12 protein-coding genes are annotated in these 15103 nt (G+C 61.9%); 2 read left to right on the top strand and 10 right to left on the bottom strand.

The features are described 5' to 3' along the window. Window positions 1-598 precede the first annotated feature (598 nt). The 5 genes from ABD720_RS06550 to ABD720_RS06570 all read right to left on the bottom strand — a co-directional run bounded on the left by ABD720_RS06550 (window position 599) and on the right by ABD720_RS06570 (window position 5003). Window positions 599-1519, bottom strand: coding sequence for a delta(1)-pyrroline-2-carboxylate reductase family protein (locus tag ABD720_RS06550; protein WP_344762462.1), 921 nt, complete (start codon window positions 1517-1519; stop codon window positions 599-601). A gap of 41 nt (window positions 1520-1560) precedes the next feature. Then, complete coding sequence (locus tag ABD720_RS06555; protein ID WP_344762463.1) at window positions 1561-2754, bottom strand: aminotransferase-like domain-containing protein; 1194 nt, start codon at window positions 2752-2754, stop codon at window positions 1561-1563. Between the two features lie 107 nt (window positions 2755-2861). Next, window positions 2862-3320 (bottom strand): RidA family protein, encoded by a 459-nt coding sequence (locus ABD720_RS06560; protein ID WP_344762464.1) that lies wholly within the window; start codon window positions 3318-3320, stop codon window positions 2862-2864. A gap of 102 nt (window positions 3321-3422) precedes the next feature. After that, window positions 3423-4025 (bottom strand): LysE family translocator, encoded by a 603-nt coding sequence (locus tag ABD720_RS06565; protein ID WP_344762465.1) that lies wholly within the window; start codon window positions 4023-4025, stop codon window positions 3423-3425. Beyond that, window positions 4026-5003 carry a threonine dehydratase gene (locus tag ABD720_RS06570; protein ID WP_344762703.1) on the bottom strand — a complete coding sequence of 326 codons (978 nt, stop codon included), beginning with the start codon at window positions 5001-5003 and terminating at the stop codon, window positions 4026-4028. Between the two features lie 103 nt (window positions 5004-5106). Between ABD720_RS06570 and ABD720_RS06575 the strand changes: the two genes are divergently transcribed. Both ABD720_RS06575 and ABD720_RS06580 read left to right on the top strand, forming a co-directional pair. Then, on the top strand, window positions 5107-6522 hold the full coding sequence (locus ABD720_RS06575; protein ID WP_344762466.1) for an aminotransferase-like domain-containing protein: 1416 nt from the start codon (window positions 5107-5109) through the stop codon (window positions 6520-6522). A gap of 578 nt (window positions 6523-7100) precedes the next feature. After that, complete coding sequence (locus ABD720_RS06580; RefSeq protein ID WP_344762467.1) at window positions 7101-8066, top strand: IS110 family RNA-guided transposase; 966 nt, start codon at window positions 7101-7103, stop codon at window positions 8064-8066. A 109-nt stretch (window positions 8067-8175) separates the two neighbouring features. Here the strand turns inward: ABD720_RS06580 and ABD720_RS06585 are convergent, their stop codons facing one another. From ABD720_RS06585 to ABD720_RS06605, 5 genes are read right to left on the bottom strand one after another with little or no spacing between them, the layout of a single operon-like run. Further along, a complete protein-coding gene (locus ABD720_RS06585) occupies window positions 8176-9507 on the bottom strand; it encodes a hypothetical protein (RefSeq protein ID WP_344762468.1) in 1332 nt (443 codons plus the stop codon). A 9-nt stretch (window positions 9508-9516) separates the two neighbouring features. Then, window positions 9517-10830 (bottom strand): HlyD family type I secretion periplasmic adaptor subunit, encoded by a 1314-nt coding sequence (locus tag ABD720_RS06590; protein WP_344762469.1) that lies wholly within the window; start codon window positions 10828-10830, stop codon window positions 9517-9519. Continuing rightward, window positions 10827-11492, bottom strand: a complete 666-nt coding sequence (locus ABD720_RS06595; protein ID WP_344762470.1) for an OmpA family protein — start codon at window positions 11490-11492, stop codon at window positions 10827-10829. The genes ABD720_RS06590 and ABD720_RS06595 overlap by 4 nt, the downstream gene beginning before the upstream one ends. A gap of 9 nt (window positions 11493-11501) precedes the next feature. Further along, complete coding sequence (locus tag ABD720_RS06600) at window positions 11502-12956, bottom strand: TolC family protein (protein WP_344762471.1); 1455 nt, start codon at window positions 12954-12956, stop codon at window positions 11502-11504. Continuing rightward, entirely contained in the window at window positions 12953-14686 is a 1734-nt protein-coding gene (locus tag ABD720_RS06605) for a peptidase domain-containing ABC transporter (protein ID WP_344762472.1), read from the bottom strand. Before ABD720_RS06605 ends, ABD720_RS06600 begins: the two co-directional genes overlap by 4 nt. Between the last annotated feature and the right edge of the window lie 417 nt (window positions 14687-15103).

Here is a 15103-nt window from a genome sequence, read left to right on the forward strand (position 1 = left end):
CGAGCGTGACCCTGATCGAACCACCAAGGCTGGGCTTGGTTTTGAACTTGAATTCCGCATAAAAGAGCGCTGCCAAATACCGTGGCTGGGCAGGGGATAAGAGGGCCGCACTGTCTGAGCGCAGCGAGTTTGCGGCCCTCCCCCTGCCCGGGCACGGTATTTGGGAACCCGCAGGGCAGCGGTCTAGCGGTCGCCTTTTTTTGCTTACTTTATTTGGCGAAGCAAAAAAAGTGAGCGGCTGCCGGGCCGCACCCGGCTTGCATCCACGGAGCGCAACCCGTTTTAGCTACCGCAGCCCGCGCGTCGCGGCGACCCGCAAAGCAACCTGACGCATGTTGGGCTTCGCAGCCCAACCTACGACCCAAGGCCGTAACGCCGCCGCGCAAAGAACCGGTTACCGGGCCGCACCCGGCTTGGCGCCACGGAGCGCAACCCGTTTTAGCCACCGCAGACCGCGCGTCGTGGCGACCCGCAAAGCAACCTGACGCATGTCGGGCTTCGCAGCCCAACCTACGAACCAAGGCAACAACGCCGCCGCGCAAAGAAGCGGCTGCCGGGCCACACCCGGCTTGCCTCCACGGAGCACAACCCTTTTCAGCTACCGCACACCCGCCAGCACCACCCGCGCCGCCGCAAGATCCCACGCCGCCTGCCCCACGGTCTTGAACACCGGCACCACAGGCGTGACCGCAACGTCACCCGACAGCATCGACGCCAATCCACGCACCGCCGTCCAGTCAATCCGCGCCTGGATCAGGTCACCCGCTTCATGGTGCGCACCCTCGAGATCATCGACAACGATCTGACGGGCATGCAATAGCGCCGCCGGGAACTCCACCATGTCCGGCTTGAACGCACCGACGCCGATGGCCAGGGTCGACGCCGCGATATGCGCCGGAATGACAGGCATGCGCGAGGTCGTCAGCGCGATCACCAGATCGGTGTGCGGCAGATGATGTTCGAGCATGGCGCTGTCCACGGGGACTGCACTGATCTGCGGATAACGCTGCCGCAAGGCCGCGCAAAACTGCGCTGTCTTTGCGAAGTCACGCGCCGCCACATGAAACCGGACGATGCCAAAAAATTCGATCAGCGCCGTCACATGCGCCAGTGCCTGCACGCCGGTGCCGATGATCAAGGCCGACTCTGGCACACGTGGCAGCAAAGTCTGAATGCCCAGCAAGGTCACCGCTGCAGTCCGCCGCGCCGTCACGGTCGGGCCATCCAGCAGCGCGAGGCGCTGGCCGGTCGCGGTGTCGAAGACCACTACTTCGCCCTGGATCACGGGCAAGCCGTGGCGGGCATTGTCGGTATGGACGGTCACCAGTTTGGTGACGCCGATATCGCTGGCGGTGGCCGGCATGCATAGCAGCACGCCGCCGCCAGCCAGCGGCACGATCTGTCGTTCGGGGGCACGGAGTTTTCCGGAGGCCAGTTCGAGCGCGGCGACGGCTATGGCGGGAACCAGCTGGTGATACGGCAGCGCTGCGGCGGTCTGCCCGGCGGTAAAGAGTCGCATGAAAAAGATCCTGTCGGGACAAAGACCGACAGGCTACAACATCAGAGCCGGGCGGCGATCAGTTTGCCTAATTTTTCGACACCTTCGCGGATGCGGTCCGGCGTCACCGTCACGAAACTCAGTCGCAAGGCATGGCGTACGGGATCATTGGCATAGAACGGCGCACCCGGTACAAAAGCGACGTTCTGCGCAATCGCTGCATCCAGCAATTGCATGCTGTCGATATGTTGCGGCAGCGTGACCCAGATGAACATGCCGCCATCGGGTTTGGTCCACGTCACACCCGCCGGAAAGAACTCGGCCAGCGCCGCCAGCATCGCATCACACCGGGCCGCATACAGCGCGCGGGTGGCCGGAATATGCTGATCCAGGAAGCCATCCTTGATCACTTCGTGCACCACCATCTGGGTCAGTTGCGCGGTGTGCAGGTCGCTGGCCTGCTTGGCCTGTTCGAGCTTGCGCACCAGCGGTTGCGGTGCGACCACGTAGCCGAGACGGATGCCTGGCGTGAGCGTTTTGGAAAATGATCCCATGTAGATCACGCCTTCCGGATGCATCGTCAGCATGGTCGGCAACGGCGTGGCGCGGTAGTTCAGTGCGCCATACGGATCGTCCTCGATCAGCGGCAAACCAAGACGGGCGCAGATATCCACCAGCGCCACGCGGCGTTCGAGCGACAACGTGCGGCCGGTCGGGTTCTGAAAATTCGGCAGTGCATACAGCAATCGGGCACCGACACCCAGCGTCTCTACCGCCTCCGGCAACAGGCCGCCATCATCGGTCGGCAACGAGACAAATTCGGGACCGTAGACGGAGAACGCCTGCAGCGCACCCAGATAGCTGGGCGTTTCGACCAGCACCTTGCTGCCCTCATCGATGAACACCTTGCCCAGCAAATCCAGCCCCTGCTGCGAGCCCGACACCATCAGCACCTGCTCCGGCGAGATCGTCACGCCATCGATCGACAGTGAATTGGCGACCCATTCGCGCAGCGGCAAATAGCCATCGGTCGGACCATATTGCAGCGCTACGCGGCCGTTGGTCGACAGCACCTTGTCGAAGGCTGCCTGCATGCGCTCGATGGGGAAGGTATCCGGCGATGGCAGGCCGCCGGCAAACGAAATGACTTCCGGGCGCATCGTGATTTTCAGGATTTCGCGGATCACGGAGCTTTGCAGCCGTTGCGCGCGTTCGGCAAAGTGCCACTGGATTGGGGTTGGTGTGTGGGTGTTCATTCTGGTCCCGGTGAGTGGAATGATCAGGCCTGCTTTTGGCTGCCCTGGGGGAACGGAACAACGCCGGGTAGGCGCTGTTCCGTGTGCTTCTTTTTATAGCAGAAAAATCAGGCGATCTCGGCAATCATTTCGATTTCAACGCAAGCGCCCATCGGGATCTGCGCCACGCCAAACGCGGACCGCGCATGGATGCCCTGCTCGCCAAACAGTTCGCCGATCAGTTCGGAGGCGCCGTTGGTGACCAGGTGCTGCTCGGTAAAGTCGCCGGTCGAATTGACCAGGCTCATCAGTTTGACGATGCGTCTGACGCGGGTCAGGTCACCGCCGCAAGCGGCCTGCAACGTGGCGATCAGGTCGATGGCAACGGCGCGCGCCGCCAGTTTGCCTTCTTCGGTAGTGATGTTCTTGCCGAACTGGCCGACCCAGACCTTGCCGTCTTTTTTGGCGATGTGACCGGACAGGAACACGGTGTTGCCAGTCTGGACCGACATCACGTAGGCGGCAGCAGGAACGGCGACGGCCGGCAGCGTGATGTTGAGTTCGGTCAGTTTGTCGTAAATGGACATGCGGTACTCCAGAAAAAAATCGCCGGCGGCACCTGCCACCGGCCAATAAAAAAGCAGGGTTGGATTATCTCAAAGATTCGGTGCGCCACCCGGAAACCAGCATCACAACCAGATCGCCACTGCCGAATACAGCGTCAGCACCACCATCACCACACAAAAAACGCGCTGCCATTTCGGCTCCGCCAGAAAGCGCCGCAGCACCGAACCGGCGCCGGCCCAGACACTGACGCAGGGCAGATTAATCGCGCCAAACACCAGGCAAAACAGTGCAATCGACAGCCATACCGGTTGCACCACGGGCAGAAATGCTGCCACACCGGTCACGGCCATGACCCATGCTTTTGGATTGACGAACTGGAATAGCGCTGCGCCGAAAAACGTCATCGGTCGCTGGTTTTCATCGACGCGCTGCCGGAATGCGATGCTGCGCAACTGCCACGCCAGATACACCAGATAGCCGGAACCGGCGACTTTGAGCGCGACGTGCAAGGTGGGCATCGCCAGGATCAGGCTGCCGATGCCCAGCGCGCACAAGGCCAGCATCACCGCAAAACCGAAGGTAATGCCGAGCATGTGCGGGATCGAGCGCTTGAAGCCAAAGCGGATGCCCGAGGACGTCAGCATGATGTTGTTCGGCCCCGGCGTGATCGACGAGACAAAAGCAAACACGGCCAGCGGAAAAAGTGACGAGAAAAGTGAGTCCATTCAGGGTACCGGTTGCGACATGAGCACGGCAGCGAATTGATCGTGATCGACATTACCGCCGCACAGCGGCAGGCCGATCTGCTTGCCGGCGATCTGCGTGCGCAGTTGCATCGCTGCCGCGAGCGCCGCAGCACCCGCGCCTTCGGCGACGTTGTGGGTCGCCACGAAAAACAGTCGCATCGCTGCCGCCACTTCATCATCCGTCACCGCCACCACCTGGTCGACATGCTGCAGGATGATTTCCAGCGACTCGGCATCGGGCACCCGGCAGGCCATGCCATCGGCAATCACCGTCGTCACCGGCGACTCCTGGCGGCACTTCTGGTCGAACGATTTCTGATACGCCAGCGCATGCGCCGACACCACGCCGATGATGCGGGTCTGCAGGCCAAGCGCATTGCGCGCCGCCACCGCGCCGCAAATGCCGGAGCCCTGCCCGATCGGCACGAACAGACTATCCAGGCCGGGCTGCGCCACCAGCAGTTCGGTCCAGTAGCTGGCCACGCCACTGACCAGGTCGCGATGAAATGACGGAATCATGTGCAGGTCGCGTTCGGTGGCAAGCTGTGCTGCATGCTCGCGGCTGTCCTGGAAGTCGGTGCCGTATTCGATCAGCGTTACGCCCAGAGCGCGCATCGCCGCGTTTTTTTCTTTACTGTTGCAGAGCGGGACGACGATGGTTGCCTGCACCCCGTGACGACGCGCCGCAAACCCGATCGACTGGCCATGATTGCCTCGCGTGGCCGAAATCACGCCACGCACATGCGGCGCACGGCGTGTTAGCGCATCGAGATAGACCAGCCCGCCACGCACCTTGAAGGCACCGGTCGGACCGTGGTTCTCGTGCTTGATCCAGGCCTGCGTGCCCAGCGCGGCGTTGATCAGCGGCCAGGAGTATTGCGGGGTCGGTGGCATGGCCCGATATACGACGGCAGCGGCGGCATCGAGTTCGGCCAGGGTGGGCAGCAGCAGGGACATGGAGGCTTTCGTGGTGACTTTGGTGACGAATTCATCGTAATCGACATTACCAGTACAGCACCAGTACAATTCACCATTCATTTTCTGAGACTGTTACGGTGCCATGACCAGTACAAATCCTCCGCTACTCTCGCGCGACAGTGCCGAATCGCTGGTTGAACAGATCGTGCGTTCGGTCGGCTTGCGGATCGATGACAAGCTGCTGCGCACCGGCGCCCGGATGCCGTCGATCCGCCAGTTCTCCGATCTGCATGCCGTGTCGCGTTTCACGGTGGTCGAGGCGTATGACAGATTAGTCGCCAAAGGCTATCTGGAATCGCGGCGCGGTTCCGGTTTTTATGTGCGCGAACGGCATGCGATGGCTAGCGCCGGATACCCTCCGGATGCCGCCGCAGCGACTCCGCCCAAGCTCGATGTGGTCTGGCTGGTGCGCAATATGTTTCGGCAGTTACCACCCCAAAAAATGCCCGGCAGCGGCTTGCTGCCGAATGACTGGCTCGATGCCGACCTGATCGGCAATGCGTTACGCGCGGTGGGTCGCAGCAACCAGAACCTGCTGCTGCAATACGGCGTGCCGCAAGGATTTTTACCGCTGCGCCAGCAACTGCAATTGAAGCTGGCCGAACTCGACATCGCCGCCACGCCCGAGCAATTCATCACCACCACCGGCGTCACGCAGGGACTCGATCTGGTCGCGCGGCATTTCCTGCAACCGGGCGACACCATCTTTGTCGACGATCCGGCCTGGTTCCTGATGTTCGGCTCGTTCTCGCTGCTGGGTGCCAAGGTCATCGGCATTCCGCGGCTGGCCGATGGCCCCGATATCGCCCGCCTGGCCGAGATGGCCGCACTCCACAAGCCGCGCCTGTACGTGATCAATTCGGTGCTGCACAACCCCAGTTCGACCTCGCTCTCGGCGGCGAAAGCATTCCAGATTTTGAAACTGGCCGAACAGCACGATTTCATGATCGTCGAGGACGATATCTATTGCGACATGCATCCCGGTGGCGCGACGCGCATCGCCGCGCTGGATCAGTTGCAACGCGTGATTTACCTCGGTGGCTTTTCCAAAACGCTGGCCGCCAACCTGCGCGTCGGCTTCATCGCCACCTCGCCCGAACTGGCAGTGCAACTGGCCGACCGCAAGATTCTCTCGACCCTGACCACCAGCGAAATCGGCGAGCGCGTGGTCTACAAGATCCTGTCCGAAGGCCGCTACCGCAAACACCTCGACCGCCTGCGCAGCCGCCTCGACAGCGTACGCGACGCCACCACCCGTCGACTCGACGGCATCGGCATCCGGGTCGATACCGGCAGTACCAGCGGCATGTTCGTCTGGGCCGATGCCGGTTGCGACACCAACCTGCTGACCGAAAACGCCATGGCCGAAGGGTACTTGCTGGCACCGGGCTGCCTGTTCTCGCCGCGACAATTGCCGTCGCACCGGATGCGGATCAATGTGGCGACGATGGAGGATGCGGGGGTGTGGGGGTTTCTGGAGCGGTCCGTGGGAAGGTAAGTGGCGGCGGTTTCGGCCGGGGCGGCCCGGTAGCCGGTCCTGTTCGCGCCGTCGGGCACGTTGCCGGATCGTTGCCGGGCTGCGAAGCCAGCCCTTTCAAGGTGTTCGTCGAGTCGTAAATTTCACCACGCAAACCACCGGCTGTAGGTTGGGCTGCCAAGCCCAACATGCGTCAAGTTCCGTAAACGGTCGGTGCAAGCGGAAGTGATTTGGCTCCGTCGGGTAACGCCTGGCTTAATGCTTCGGAGCGCTAACAACTTCCGCTACCGAATACCGTACAACAACCGCACAGCAAGCTTGACGCATGTTGGGCTTCGCAGCCCAACCTTGTATTATAAATTTGAAGATGTCGTTGGTTTTAAAGTTGTTCCGGTGCCATCGCATCGGGATGAAGTGGTAGCAGTTCTTGGGGGGCACCCCAAGGACGAGCGGCTGGATGCAGTGCCCACCCTTTGGCCTCGCGCCAGTAAGGTAGATTTTTGCAGCAGCCGCTCACCCTCACAGAAAGATCGGACAGTATCTTTGGCCCGGCTTGCCGGCAGCCCGTATTGACAAGGTAGATCACCGGAGGACGTTGTATGCAGAACTATTGTTTAGGAATCGATGTTGCAAAGGCCAAACTGGATTGCGCTTTGCGCCTGCCCGATGGCAAATACAGAAACAAAGTCGTCGACAATTCACCCACCGGCTATGCCACGTTGCGCCAATGGCTGGTCAAGCATGAAGCCACACAAGCGCACGTCTGCATGGAAGCCACTGGCGTGTACTGGGAAGCTTCTGCCGAATACCTGGCCGCGCAGGACATGATCGTTAGTGTCATCAATCCTGCTCAGATCAAGTCGTTTGGCGCCTCCCGCCTGGTACGTACTAAGACCGATCGCGTCGATGCGCAATTGATTGCCACGTTCTGTTTCGAACGTCGTCCCGATGCGTGGAAAGCGCCAGCGCCGGCCGAGCAGGCTTTACGGGCCTTGGTGCTGCGGCTCGACGCGCTGCAAAACATGCATACCCAGGAGCACAACCGCCATGGCGTCGCGCGTGATGCCGTCAAGGCCGGTATTGCCAAGCATCTCGACTGGCTCGATGGCGAAATCAAAGCCGTTATTGCCTTGATACGGGATCACACGAATGGCGATCCCGACCTTAAGGACAAGCAAGCTCTTCTCGATAGCATTCCCGGCCTGGGCGAACGTACTATTGCCATCCTGTTGGCCTTTTATGCCGATACGGAACGCTTCACCAATGCCAGAAAAGCAGTCGCGTTCGCTGGCCTCGACCCGCGACAGCATGAGTCTGGTAGCAGCGTCAAAGGAAAGCCGCGCATGTCCAAAGTCGGCCATACCTTCCTGCGTAAGGCACTTTACATGCCAGCCATGGTCACCTTATACAAAACCGCATGGGGCAAAATCTTCCGCGAGCGCTTGAGCGCTGCCGGCAAGCCGCCGATGCTCATCATTGGCGCCATGATGCGAAAACTCGTTCATGTCGCCTTCGGCGTTCTTAAATCAGGAAAAACTTTCAATCCGAAACTGCATAGCACTTGACCGGCTTAACAGTATCTACAAATCGGCAACAGAAATGACATTAGGTAGGTAACGCTGAATTGACAAAGGCAAGCCCAACAACTTGCCACTGGCTGCAGTCTGCTGCCACTCAGCGCTTGGTTGCAATCGCCGCCCCAAACGCATCCCGCAATACGTCCTTTTCGACATCCCACAAAACACCATCCATGCGCGTGACCACCACAGTCTGCTGTCGCACGCCCGCTTCGATGGCCTCTGTCGATTTTTCGAGATTACCCACTTGCGCGCCAAGCCGGTTGATACGCGCGACCACCTGCACGACTTCGTCAGTCAACTTGTCTTGTGCAGGGATCAGTGCCAGCATTTTTTCGACGCGCACATTCGATGTCGCGACCTGCTCGAGGATGCTGACAGACGCATTGGCAAGGTTAGCCATCGAAGGAATGACCAGCGCGACGGTACTGATTTTTTCCGAAGCGGCTTCCAGTGCGTGCTGCTGGGATTGCGTGCAGCGGACCAGTTCGGCGGTGGTGTTTGCGCTGCTCCTGACTTCAGGCACCAGCTCATCGAGCCGGCGGATGACGCTGGCAAGTCCGGTGCTGGTGTCCTTGTGCGCCGACAGGATGTCGGTCAGCAGACTCGCCAGAAACTGTTCGGAGACCTCGGCTTGCGCATTGACCTTGTTCTTTTCGGCCAGCGACAAGACCTCGCGCCGGACCCGTTCGACAAAGTCCTGCGCCGTCTTGCGCACGATCACCATCTGGAAACCCAGCGTGATCGATCCGACCAGACCGAACATCGATGCCGAAAACGCCGTGCCCATCGCCGTCAGCGGTCCCTGCAAACCACCGACGATCTTGGCAAATTCCTGTTCCATGTTGTTGCCCGCGCCGGAGCTTTTGGCAATCGTGCCGATCAGCGAGCTGGTTTGCACCAGGGTTTCCAGCAAGCCGACAAAGGTACCCAGCAAGCCCAATGCCACCATCAGGCCCACCAGGAATTGGGACAACTCCTGCTTTTTGTCGAGGTACTGCTCCAGCGAGTCCAGCTCCGGCTGCATCACTGAACTGTGCAAATACACCTGATGCCCCAGTCCCATTTTGCTGAGCCGTTCAATCATTCCCAGCACATAGGCATGGGGGGTGCGCGGCATCGCTGGCCCGTTACTGTCGGTGCCGCCCAGCAGCCAGACCAGGCCATGCCGGAACACTGCATCCTCGCGATAAATCCGGGCCACGTGACCGAACATCGTGAACGCGCCCCATGCCATCACCGCAAAAATCAAGCCATTGAGGGCAGGATTGGCCATGATCGCAAAGCTGACGAAATGCCAGAACGCCGCCGCGAAAACGAACACGGCAACCACCGGCAGCGCGACGAGCAAGCGGTAGCGACGGCCCATGCGGACCGGCTTTGCGCCTTCGAGTGTGGGTAGAAGCTTGATGGTCGATGTCGGGTTCAAGGCAAGTCCTCAGTGACGGTCTCTGAACGCAGTCGAGGCCAGGCCTCTCAGCGGCGATAACAAATATTGCGCAACGGTGCGCTGGCCGGTGACCAGGTCGGCAGTGACTGCCGAACCTGGCGTCAGTGGCCGATCGAAGCTGCGCTGGCTGGCCGCATCGACCAGCAGGCCGATCCGGAAATACCGTTCACCGCGTTCATCGGTCAGCGAATCGGCACTGATCTCGGTGATGCGCGCCGGCAGCGTGCCGAACACCGTGTAGTCGAACGCAGCCACCCGCACCACCGCCCGCTGCCCTACCTGCAGCGGGCCGCGTTCTGCCGGCGTGGCGCGCGATTCGATCACCACGGCACCATCGGCAGGCGTCAGTTCCAACAGGGTTTCGCCAGGACGAATCACACCACCAACCGTATTGGCCAGCAGCTTGTTGACGGTTCCCGCCACCGGTGCCGTGACGACGGTGCGATTGACGCGATCGTCTTCGGCGGTCATATCCTGTTCAAGGCGCTGCAATTCGACCCGGGTTTCGGTCAGCGCCGATTGCGCTTCGCTACGGAACTGCGCGCCGATTTCGGCTAGCCGGGCCTGCAACTCGGAGGCCGCCGAGGCCAGCCGGGGCAATGCGGTTTCGGCTTCGCGCACCTGCGTGCCGAGGCGTTCGACGCGCGCCTGCGCTTCCAGCAATTCAAACTGTGACGCCGCATTGCGGGACATCATCGTGCTCACCAGCGCCAGTTGCTGGCGCGCGACTTCGGCTTCGGCAGCCAGGCCCTTGCGACGCGCACCCAATTCGGTGGACTCTTGCCGCTTCTGCGCCAGCTGCTCTTCCAGCACGCGACGGCTCTGGCGCAGGCGTCCCTGACGCGCGGTGAAGGCGTCGGTCTCGCTCAGGACTTCGGCGGCATTGGCAGGCAAGCCGCTCGGCAATCCGACTCGGGACAAGCCATCGGCTTCCGCTGACAAGCGGGCGATGCGCGCCTTCATGCCATTGAGTCTGGCGCGCTTTTCACCACGCGACGAATTCGCCATCAGGTCCGACACCGCCACCAGGCTGGCTCCCTTGGCGACCACATCGCCCTCGCGCACGAACACCGTCGAGACGATGCCGCCCTCCAGATGCTGCACCAGTTGCGGCTTGACCGACGGCACGATCCGACCCTGCGTACGCACCACCTTGTCGACCGGCGCCAGCGTGGCCCAGATCATCAATATCAGTACCAGCACCGACGCTGTCGCCAGCAAGGCACGCGGCAAACGCAACCGGCGCCGGTCACCGAGTGCGCCGTCGAACGGGGCCAGCACCATGTCCATCGCGCCGCTCATGGCGCGCCATCCTCGATGGCAATACTGACAGTGGGGCGGGCGGAATTGGCCTTCAGGTCGAAGCGCGTGCCGATGCGCGTGCCGGGAATGCCTTTTTGCAGCAAGGCGTTACGTACTGCCATCGTGCGTATGAAACCCGAACGCTGGTTTTCCGACAGCGCCATGTCCGGGCCACTGGCGATGAGCATGACGCGGGTATTCTTTGGCGCGTTCTGCAGGCGACTGGTGATCTGGTCAAGTGACTGGCCAAGCTGCTTGTCAGCTGCCTCGTCGAGTGTCAGCGCACCCGGCTCGAACTCCAGCAACAGGTAGCGCGCTGCCACACGGATTTTTCCACCCTGCAGTTTGGTCACGCCCTCATTGCCGCGCACGGCGATGCGCGTGGCTCCCGGCACGCCCGAATCCGGCGGTGCCGGGGTGCTTTGCGCTGCTGCTAGCGGGGGCGGCACCGCTGCCGTCGGCGGCGTGACAGGCACTACCTGCGTGCTTTTACCCTGCTGTTCCAGCTCTGCAATTCGGGCCGCCATGCGCTTTGCCAGCAACTGCGCCGAGAACGACAACGACAATGCCAGCACGATAATGACGAACACCATTGCAATAACCACGTTGGTCAGCGCATCGACAAAGCCCGGCCAGTAATTGGTATTTTTGCCACCTTCCATGACGACACCTCAGGGTTGGATAGGGGTTGAATTGGCCACCGGCGTTGGCACCAGCAGTTGCGCCAGTGTGCCGGTCAGGTGCGCCACCCGTAACTGGTTCTGGGTCTCGGACACCAGCACCTGCATCAGGTCGAGACGACTCTGGTGCAAGCGCTGATACGCATCCAGCACATCCAGCAACGGTCGGTTCGACCCCACCATCTGGGCCCGGAACGCCGCCACGACGGTGGTGTTGGCATCGAGCTCGTCGCGCACGGATCGGAAGCGCTGGTCGGCGGCATCGAGGTTGGCATAGGCGGTGTCGATCTCCTGCACCAGCTTGCGTTCGACGTTGCCGGCCTTGGCGCCGGACTCCAGCATGCGTGCGCCTGCTGCGCGCATTTGTGCCAGGTCACTGCCACCGTTGAGGAGTGAGATATTCATGATCACCATCGCTTTGGTGTCACGCGTGAGTGCGTCCAGTCCGGCGGCGTTGACAGCGCGGGTATGGCTGACTTCAAGGTCCATGCGCGGAATAAAGCGCGCGCGCTGCCCGTCGCGCTCGCTCTGCACGGCCTCGGCCTCGATCAATGCGGCCAGCAATTCATGATTCTGGCGCGCCGCCAGGTCACTGGCCAGCAAGGCATTCGCCGGCAACGCAAATCCCGGCGAGATCAGGCCGAGCTGAATCGCCGTCGGCGCCGCCCCCGTCAGTCGTGCCAGATTGCGCACCGCCACTTGCAGATTGGCCCCGGCATCGGTTTGCAACGTGCGCGCATTGGCCACGCGTGCGCGCACCCGCTGCAGATCGGCCTTGCTGGTGCCACCGGCATCGGCGCGTTCGCCGATGTAGCGCAGCAGCTCGGCCAGCATGGTTTCGTATTCCGCGCCGAGGCGCACTGCGATGCTGGCCTGCATCGCGGCCAGAAAAGCGTTCGAGGACTCCAGCAAGGTAGTCGAGATCGCATTCGCCAACTGCTCTTCGGAGGACGCGACCAGCTTGCGCTGACGCTGCATTTCGTTGCGTGCGGGCTCGTCGATCAGGGCCTGCCGCAGCGTGACGGTGACTTCGCGACGCGGCAGTATCACGGCCGGTTCGACACTGGTGAGGCGGCCACGCCCATCGGACATGCGCACATCGGCGCGTGGCAACAACGCGCCACGGGCCGCATCACGTATGAAGCCGAACGAGGCCACGCGCTGCCGGGCAGCCTCGACTTCCAGGCTGTGGTCGAGCGATGCGCTGGCAATCTCCTGTAGGTTGGGCGCGAGCTGGCCGGCAGGAACGACGGACCTGGCATTGCGTGCCACAGGCCCCAGCGGCAGCACATTGGGCAACTCCAGCAACGCACCCAGCGCACCCAGACGCAACGACCGGTCGGGCTGGATCGGCGGCACGGCATCGCCCGAATACTGGGCCTGGCTGGCCGTAAAAAACAGCAGCAGCGGCAGCCCCGCCAGCAGCATCGACACAGAAAAATTCATGCGCGTTTCCTTGCTTCGCTGGATGACGTATCCAGCAAGCGTCCCGGCGGCGCATCGGCAACGATGCGCCCGCCATCGAGTACCAGTACGCGATCGGCGCACTGGATCAATTCGGTGGTGTGGGTGGCGACGACCACGCAACGGCCCTGGTCGCGCAAGCCGGCAAGTGCGCGCAACAGGCTTTCCTGTGCGCTGCGGTCGAGTCCCAGCGTGGGCTCGTCCAGCACCAGCAACTGGCGGTCCGATGCCACTATCCGGGCCAGCGCGAGCATCTGGCGTTGGCCGCCCGAGATGCCGGCGCCGTTGGTGCCGACCGGACTGGTCAGACCGAGCTGGCCTTTATCCATTACCGGTCCGAGGCCGGCACCGCGCAAGGCGGCCACGACGGCGGCATCGTCCATCGACGGCTGGCCCGGCGCCACGACGTCGCGCACCTGCCCGCCCAGAAATACCGGGTCCTGCGGCTTGCACGCCACCTGTGCACCGAGCCAGCGGCGCGCCGCATCGCTGTCGATCACATGGGCCGCAAACACGATCCGTCCTGCGCTCGCCGGCAACTGTCCCGACAGCAGGCGCAGCAGCGTACTCTTGCCCGCGCCCGACGCACCGACCACGGCGACCAGTTCGCCGGCCTTCAGGGCGCAGGTCACGCCATCGAGAATCGGCCGCTCGGCATACCCGAAACCCACACCATCAAGCCGCACGCCTTCGGCTGCAAATGCTCCAGCGGTCTCGGCGCCCTGCCCGGCCTCCAGCGGCGCCGCATCCATATCGATCTCGCTGCGCAACGCCAGCAAGGCGCGCTTGAATTCCTGCCAGCGCGACAGCACCGGCACCAGCCCGCACAGCGACGCCACCATCCGTGCTGACAGCATCGACGACGAAATCAATCCGCCCACCGACAGCGCTTGCGCCTCGATCAGGAAAACACCGCAGACCAACGTCAGCACCGACGTCAGCGACAAGCCGACCGGCACCACCTGCTGCGACAGTTGCGTCCACAGACGTCCCCGTGATGCCGCGCGTGCGCCCTGCAATGCCGGCTGGCGCATACCGCTTTGCGCAACGGTTGCGGCGCGTGGGTCGGCCAGGCTTTCGCGGGTCAGCAGTACATCGGCCAACCAGCCAATCTTGTTGCTGTGCGCCGCATTGGCGGTTTTCTGGTAACCGCGTGCGACGCGTTGCAGGCCGTAACTGAGCCCGAAAAATCCGGCCGCCATGCACAGCGGCACCAGCAACAGCGGTCCGCTGATCAGCACCAGCACCAGTGCAAACAGCACCGCGAATGGCACGTCGGCCAGCGGCAACAGGAACTGCGCACTGAGCACGTCCCGCGTACTCGACAATTCGCGGTAGCGTGCCAGCACGTCACCGACCGGCAGCGATTTCGACAACGGCGCTGCCAGCACACCGCGCAGCAGGCGCTCATCGAGGTGCACATCCCAGCGCGTACCGGCATGTTCGACCATATAAGTGCGTGCAATACGCAGGCACATTTCCAGCGTCAGCAGCAGCACGACGCCGATGGTCAGCGCCCACAGGGTTTCGTGGATTTCGTTACCGATCGCCTTGTCGTAGACCAACATCGAAAACAGCGGCACTGCCAGCACGAAGGCATTGATCAGCAGGCTGGCCAGCAGCAGCTCGACCATGGCACGGCGGTTCGCGCGCAAGAACAGCCGTACGGGATGGGCGCCGGCGGGTGTCGTCACGGGGGAGGATTTTGTCATCAGGTTGACCGCAACGAAGGCGATGTACTGACTGGAAGAGTGGTGCTGGTGGTGGAAGCGATCCGCAGGTCGAGCGTGGCATCACCGGTGGTACTCCGTTGGATGACAGGATTGCTGTTCATGATGGCTCCGGGTTCGTCTGTCACAGCGGCGAGGTGATGCGTGCTGGTCGTGATGTTTGCAAACAGGGCAGTACTGAATTGGCGGTTAGCGGCGCTTTACTGCAAGCAATGGCCCCGCAAATAGATACTAGTGGTAATGAGGTCTTGATAGCAACTGTTTGTATCTATGAAATAATACTATTTATCACTTAATTGCTTTTATGGAATTTTATCGCCCCATAGAGTCCGGCGTGGGATGCGGTTGACGTGCGCTATGGCACTGTTGCCGGTAAGTGAAAAGGGCTGTGCCTGGTAG

This window comes from Actimicrobium antarcticum (assembly GCF_039536745.1).
Taxonomy (GTDB): Bacteria; Pseudomonadota; Gammaproteobacteria; order Burkholderiales; family Burkholderiaceae_D; genus Actimicrobium; species Actimicrobium antarcticum.

Excerpts from the sequence above, each read along its gene's own strand:
- ABD720_RS06550 (WP_344762462.1), bottom strand. The coding sequence starts at position 1,519 with ATGCGACTCTTTACCGCCGGGCAGACCGCCGCAGCGCTGCCGTATCAC.
- ABD720_RS06555 (WP_344762463.1), bottom strand. The coding sequence starts at position 2,754 with ATGAACACCCACACACCAACCCCAATCCAGTGGCACTTTGCCGAACGC.
- ABD720_RS06560 (WP_344762464.1), bottom strand. The coding sequence starts at position 3,320 with ATGTCCATTTACGACAAACTGACCGAACTCAACATCACGCTGCCGGCC.
- ABD720_RS06565 (WP_344762465.1), bottom strand. The coding sequence starts at position 4,025 with ATGGACTCACTTTTCTCGTCACTTTTTCCGCTGGCCGTGTTTGCTTTT.
- ABD720_RS06570 (WP_344762703.1), bottom strand. The coding sequence starts at position 5,003 with ATGTCCCTGCTGCTGCCCACCCTGGCCGAACTCGATGCCGCCGCTGCC.
- ABD720_RS06575 (WP_344762466.1), top strand. The coding sequence starts at position 5,107 with ATGACCAGTACAAATCCTCCGCTACTCTCGCGCGACAGTGCCGAATCG.
- ABD720_RS06580 (WP_344762467.1), top strand. The coding sequence starts at position 7,101 with ATGCAGAACTATTGTTTAGGAATCGATGTTGCAAAGGCCAAACTGGAT.
- ABD720_RS06590 (WP_344762469.1), bottom strand. The coding sequence starts at position 10,830 with ATGAGCGGCGCGATGGACATGGTGCTGGCCCCGTTCGACGGCGCACTC.
- ABD720_RS06595 (WP_344762470.1), bottom strand. The coding sequence starts at position 11,492 with ATGGAAGGTGGCAAAAATACCAATTACTGGCCGGGCTTTGTCGATGCG.
- ABD720_RS06600 (WP_344762471.1), bottom strand. The coding sequence starts at position 12,956 with ATGAATTTTTCTGTGTCGATGCTGCTGGCGGGGCTGCCGCTGCTGCTG.
- ABD720_RS06605 (WP_344762472.1), bottom strand. The coding sequence starts at position 14,686 with ATGACAAAATCCTCCCCCGTGACGACACCCGCCGGCGCCCATCCCGTA.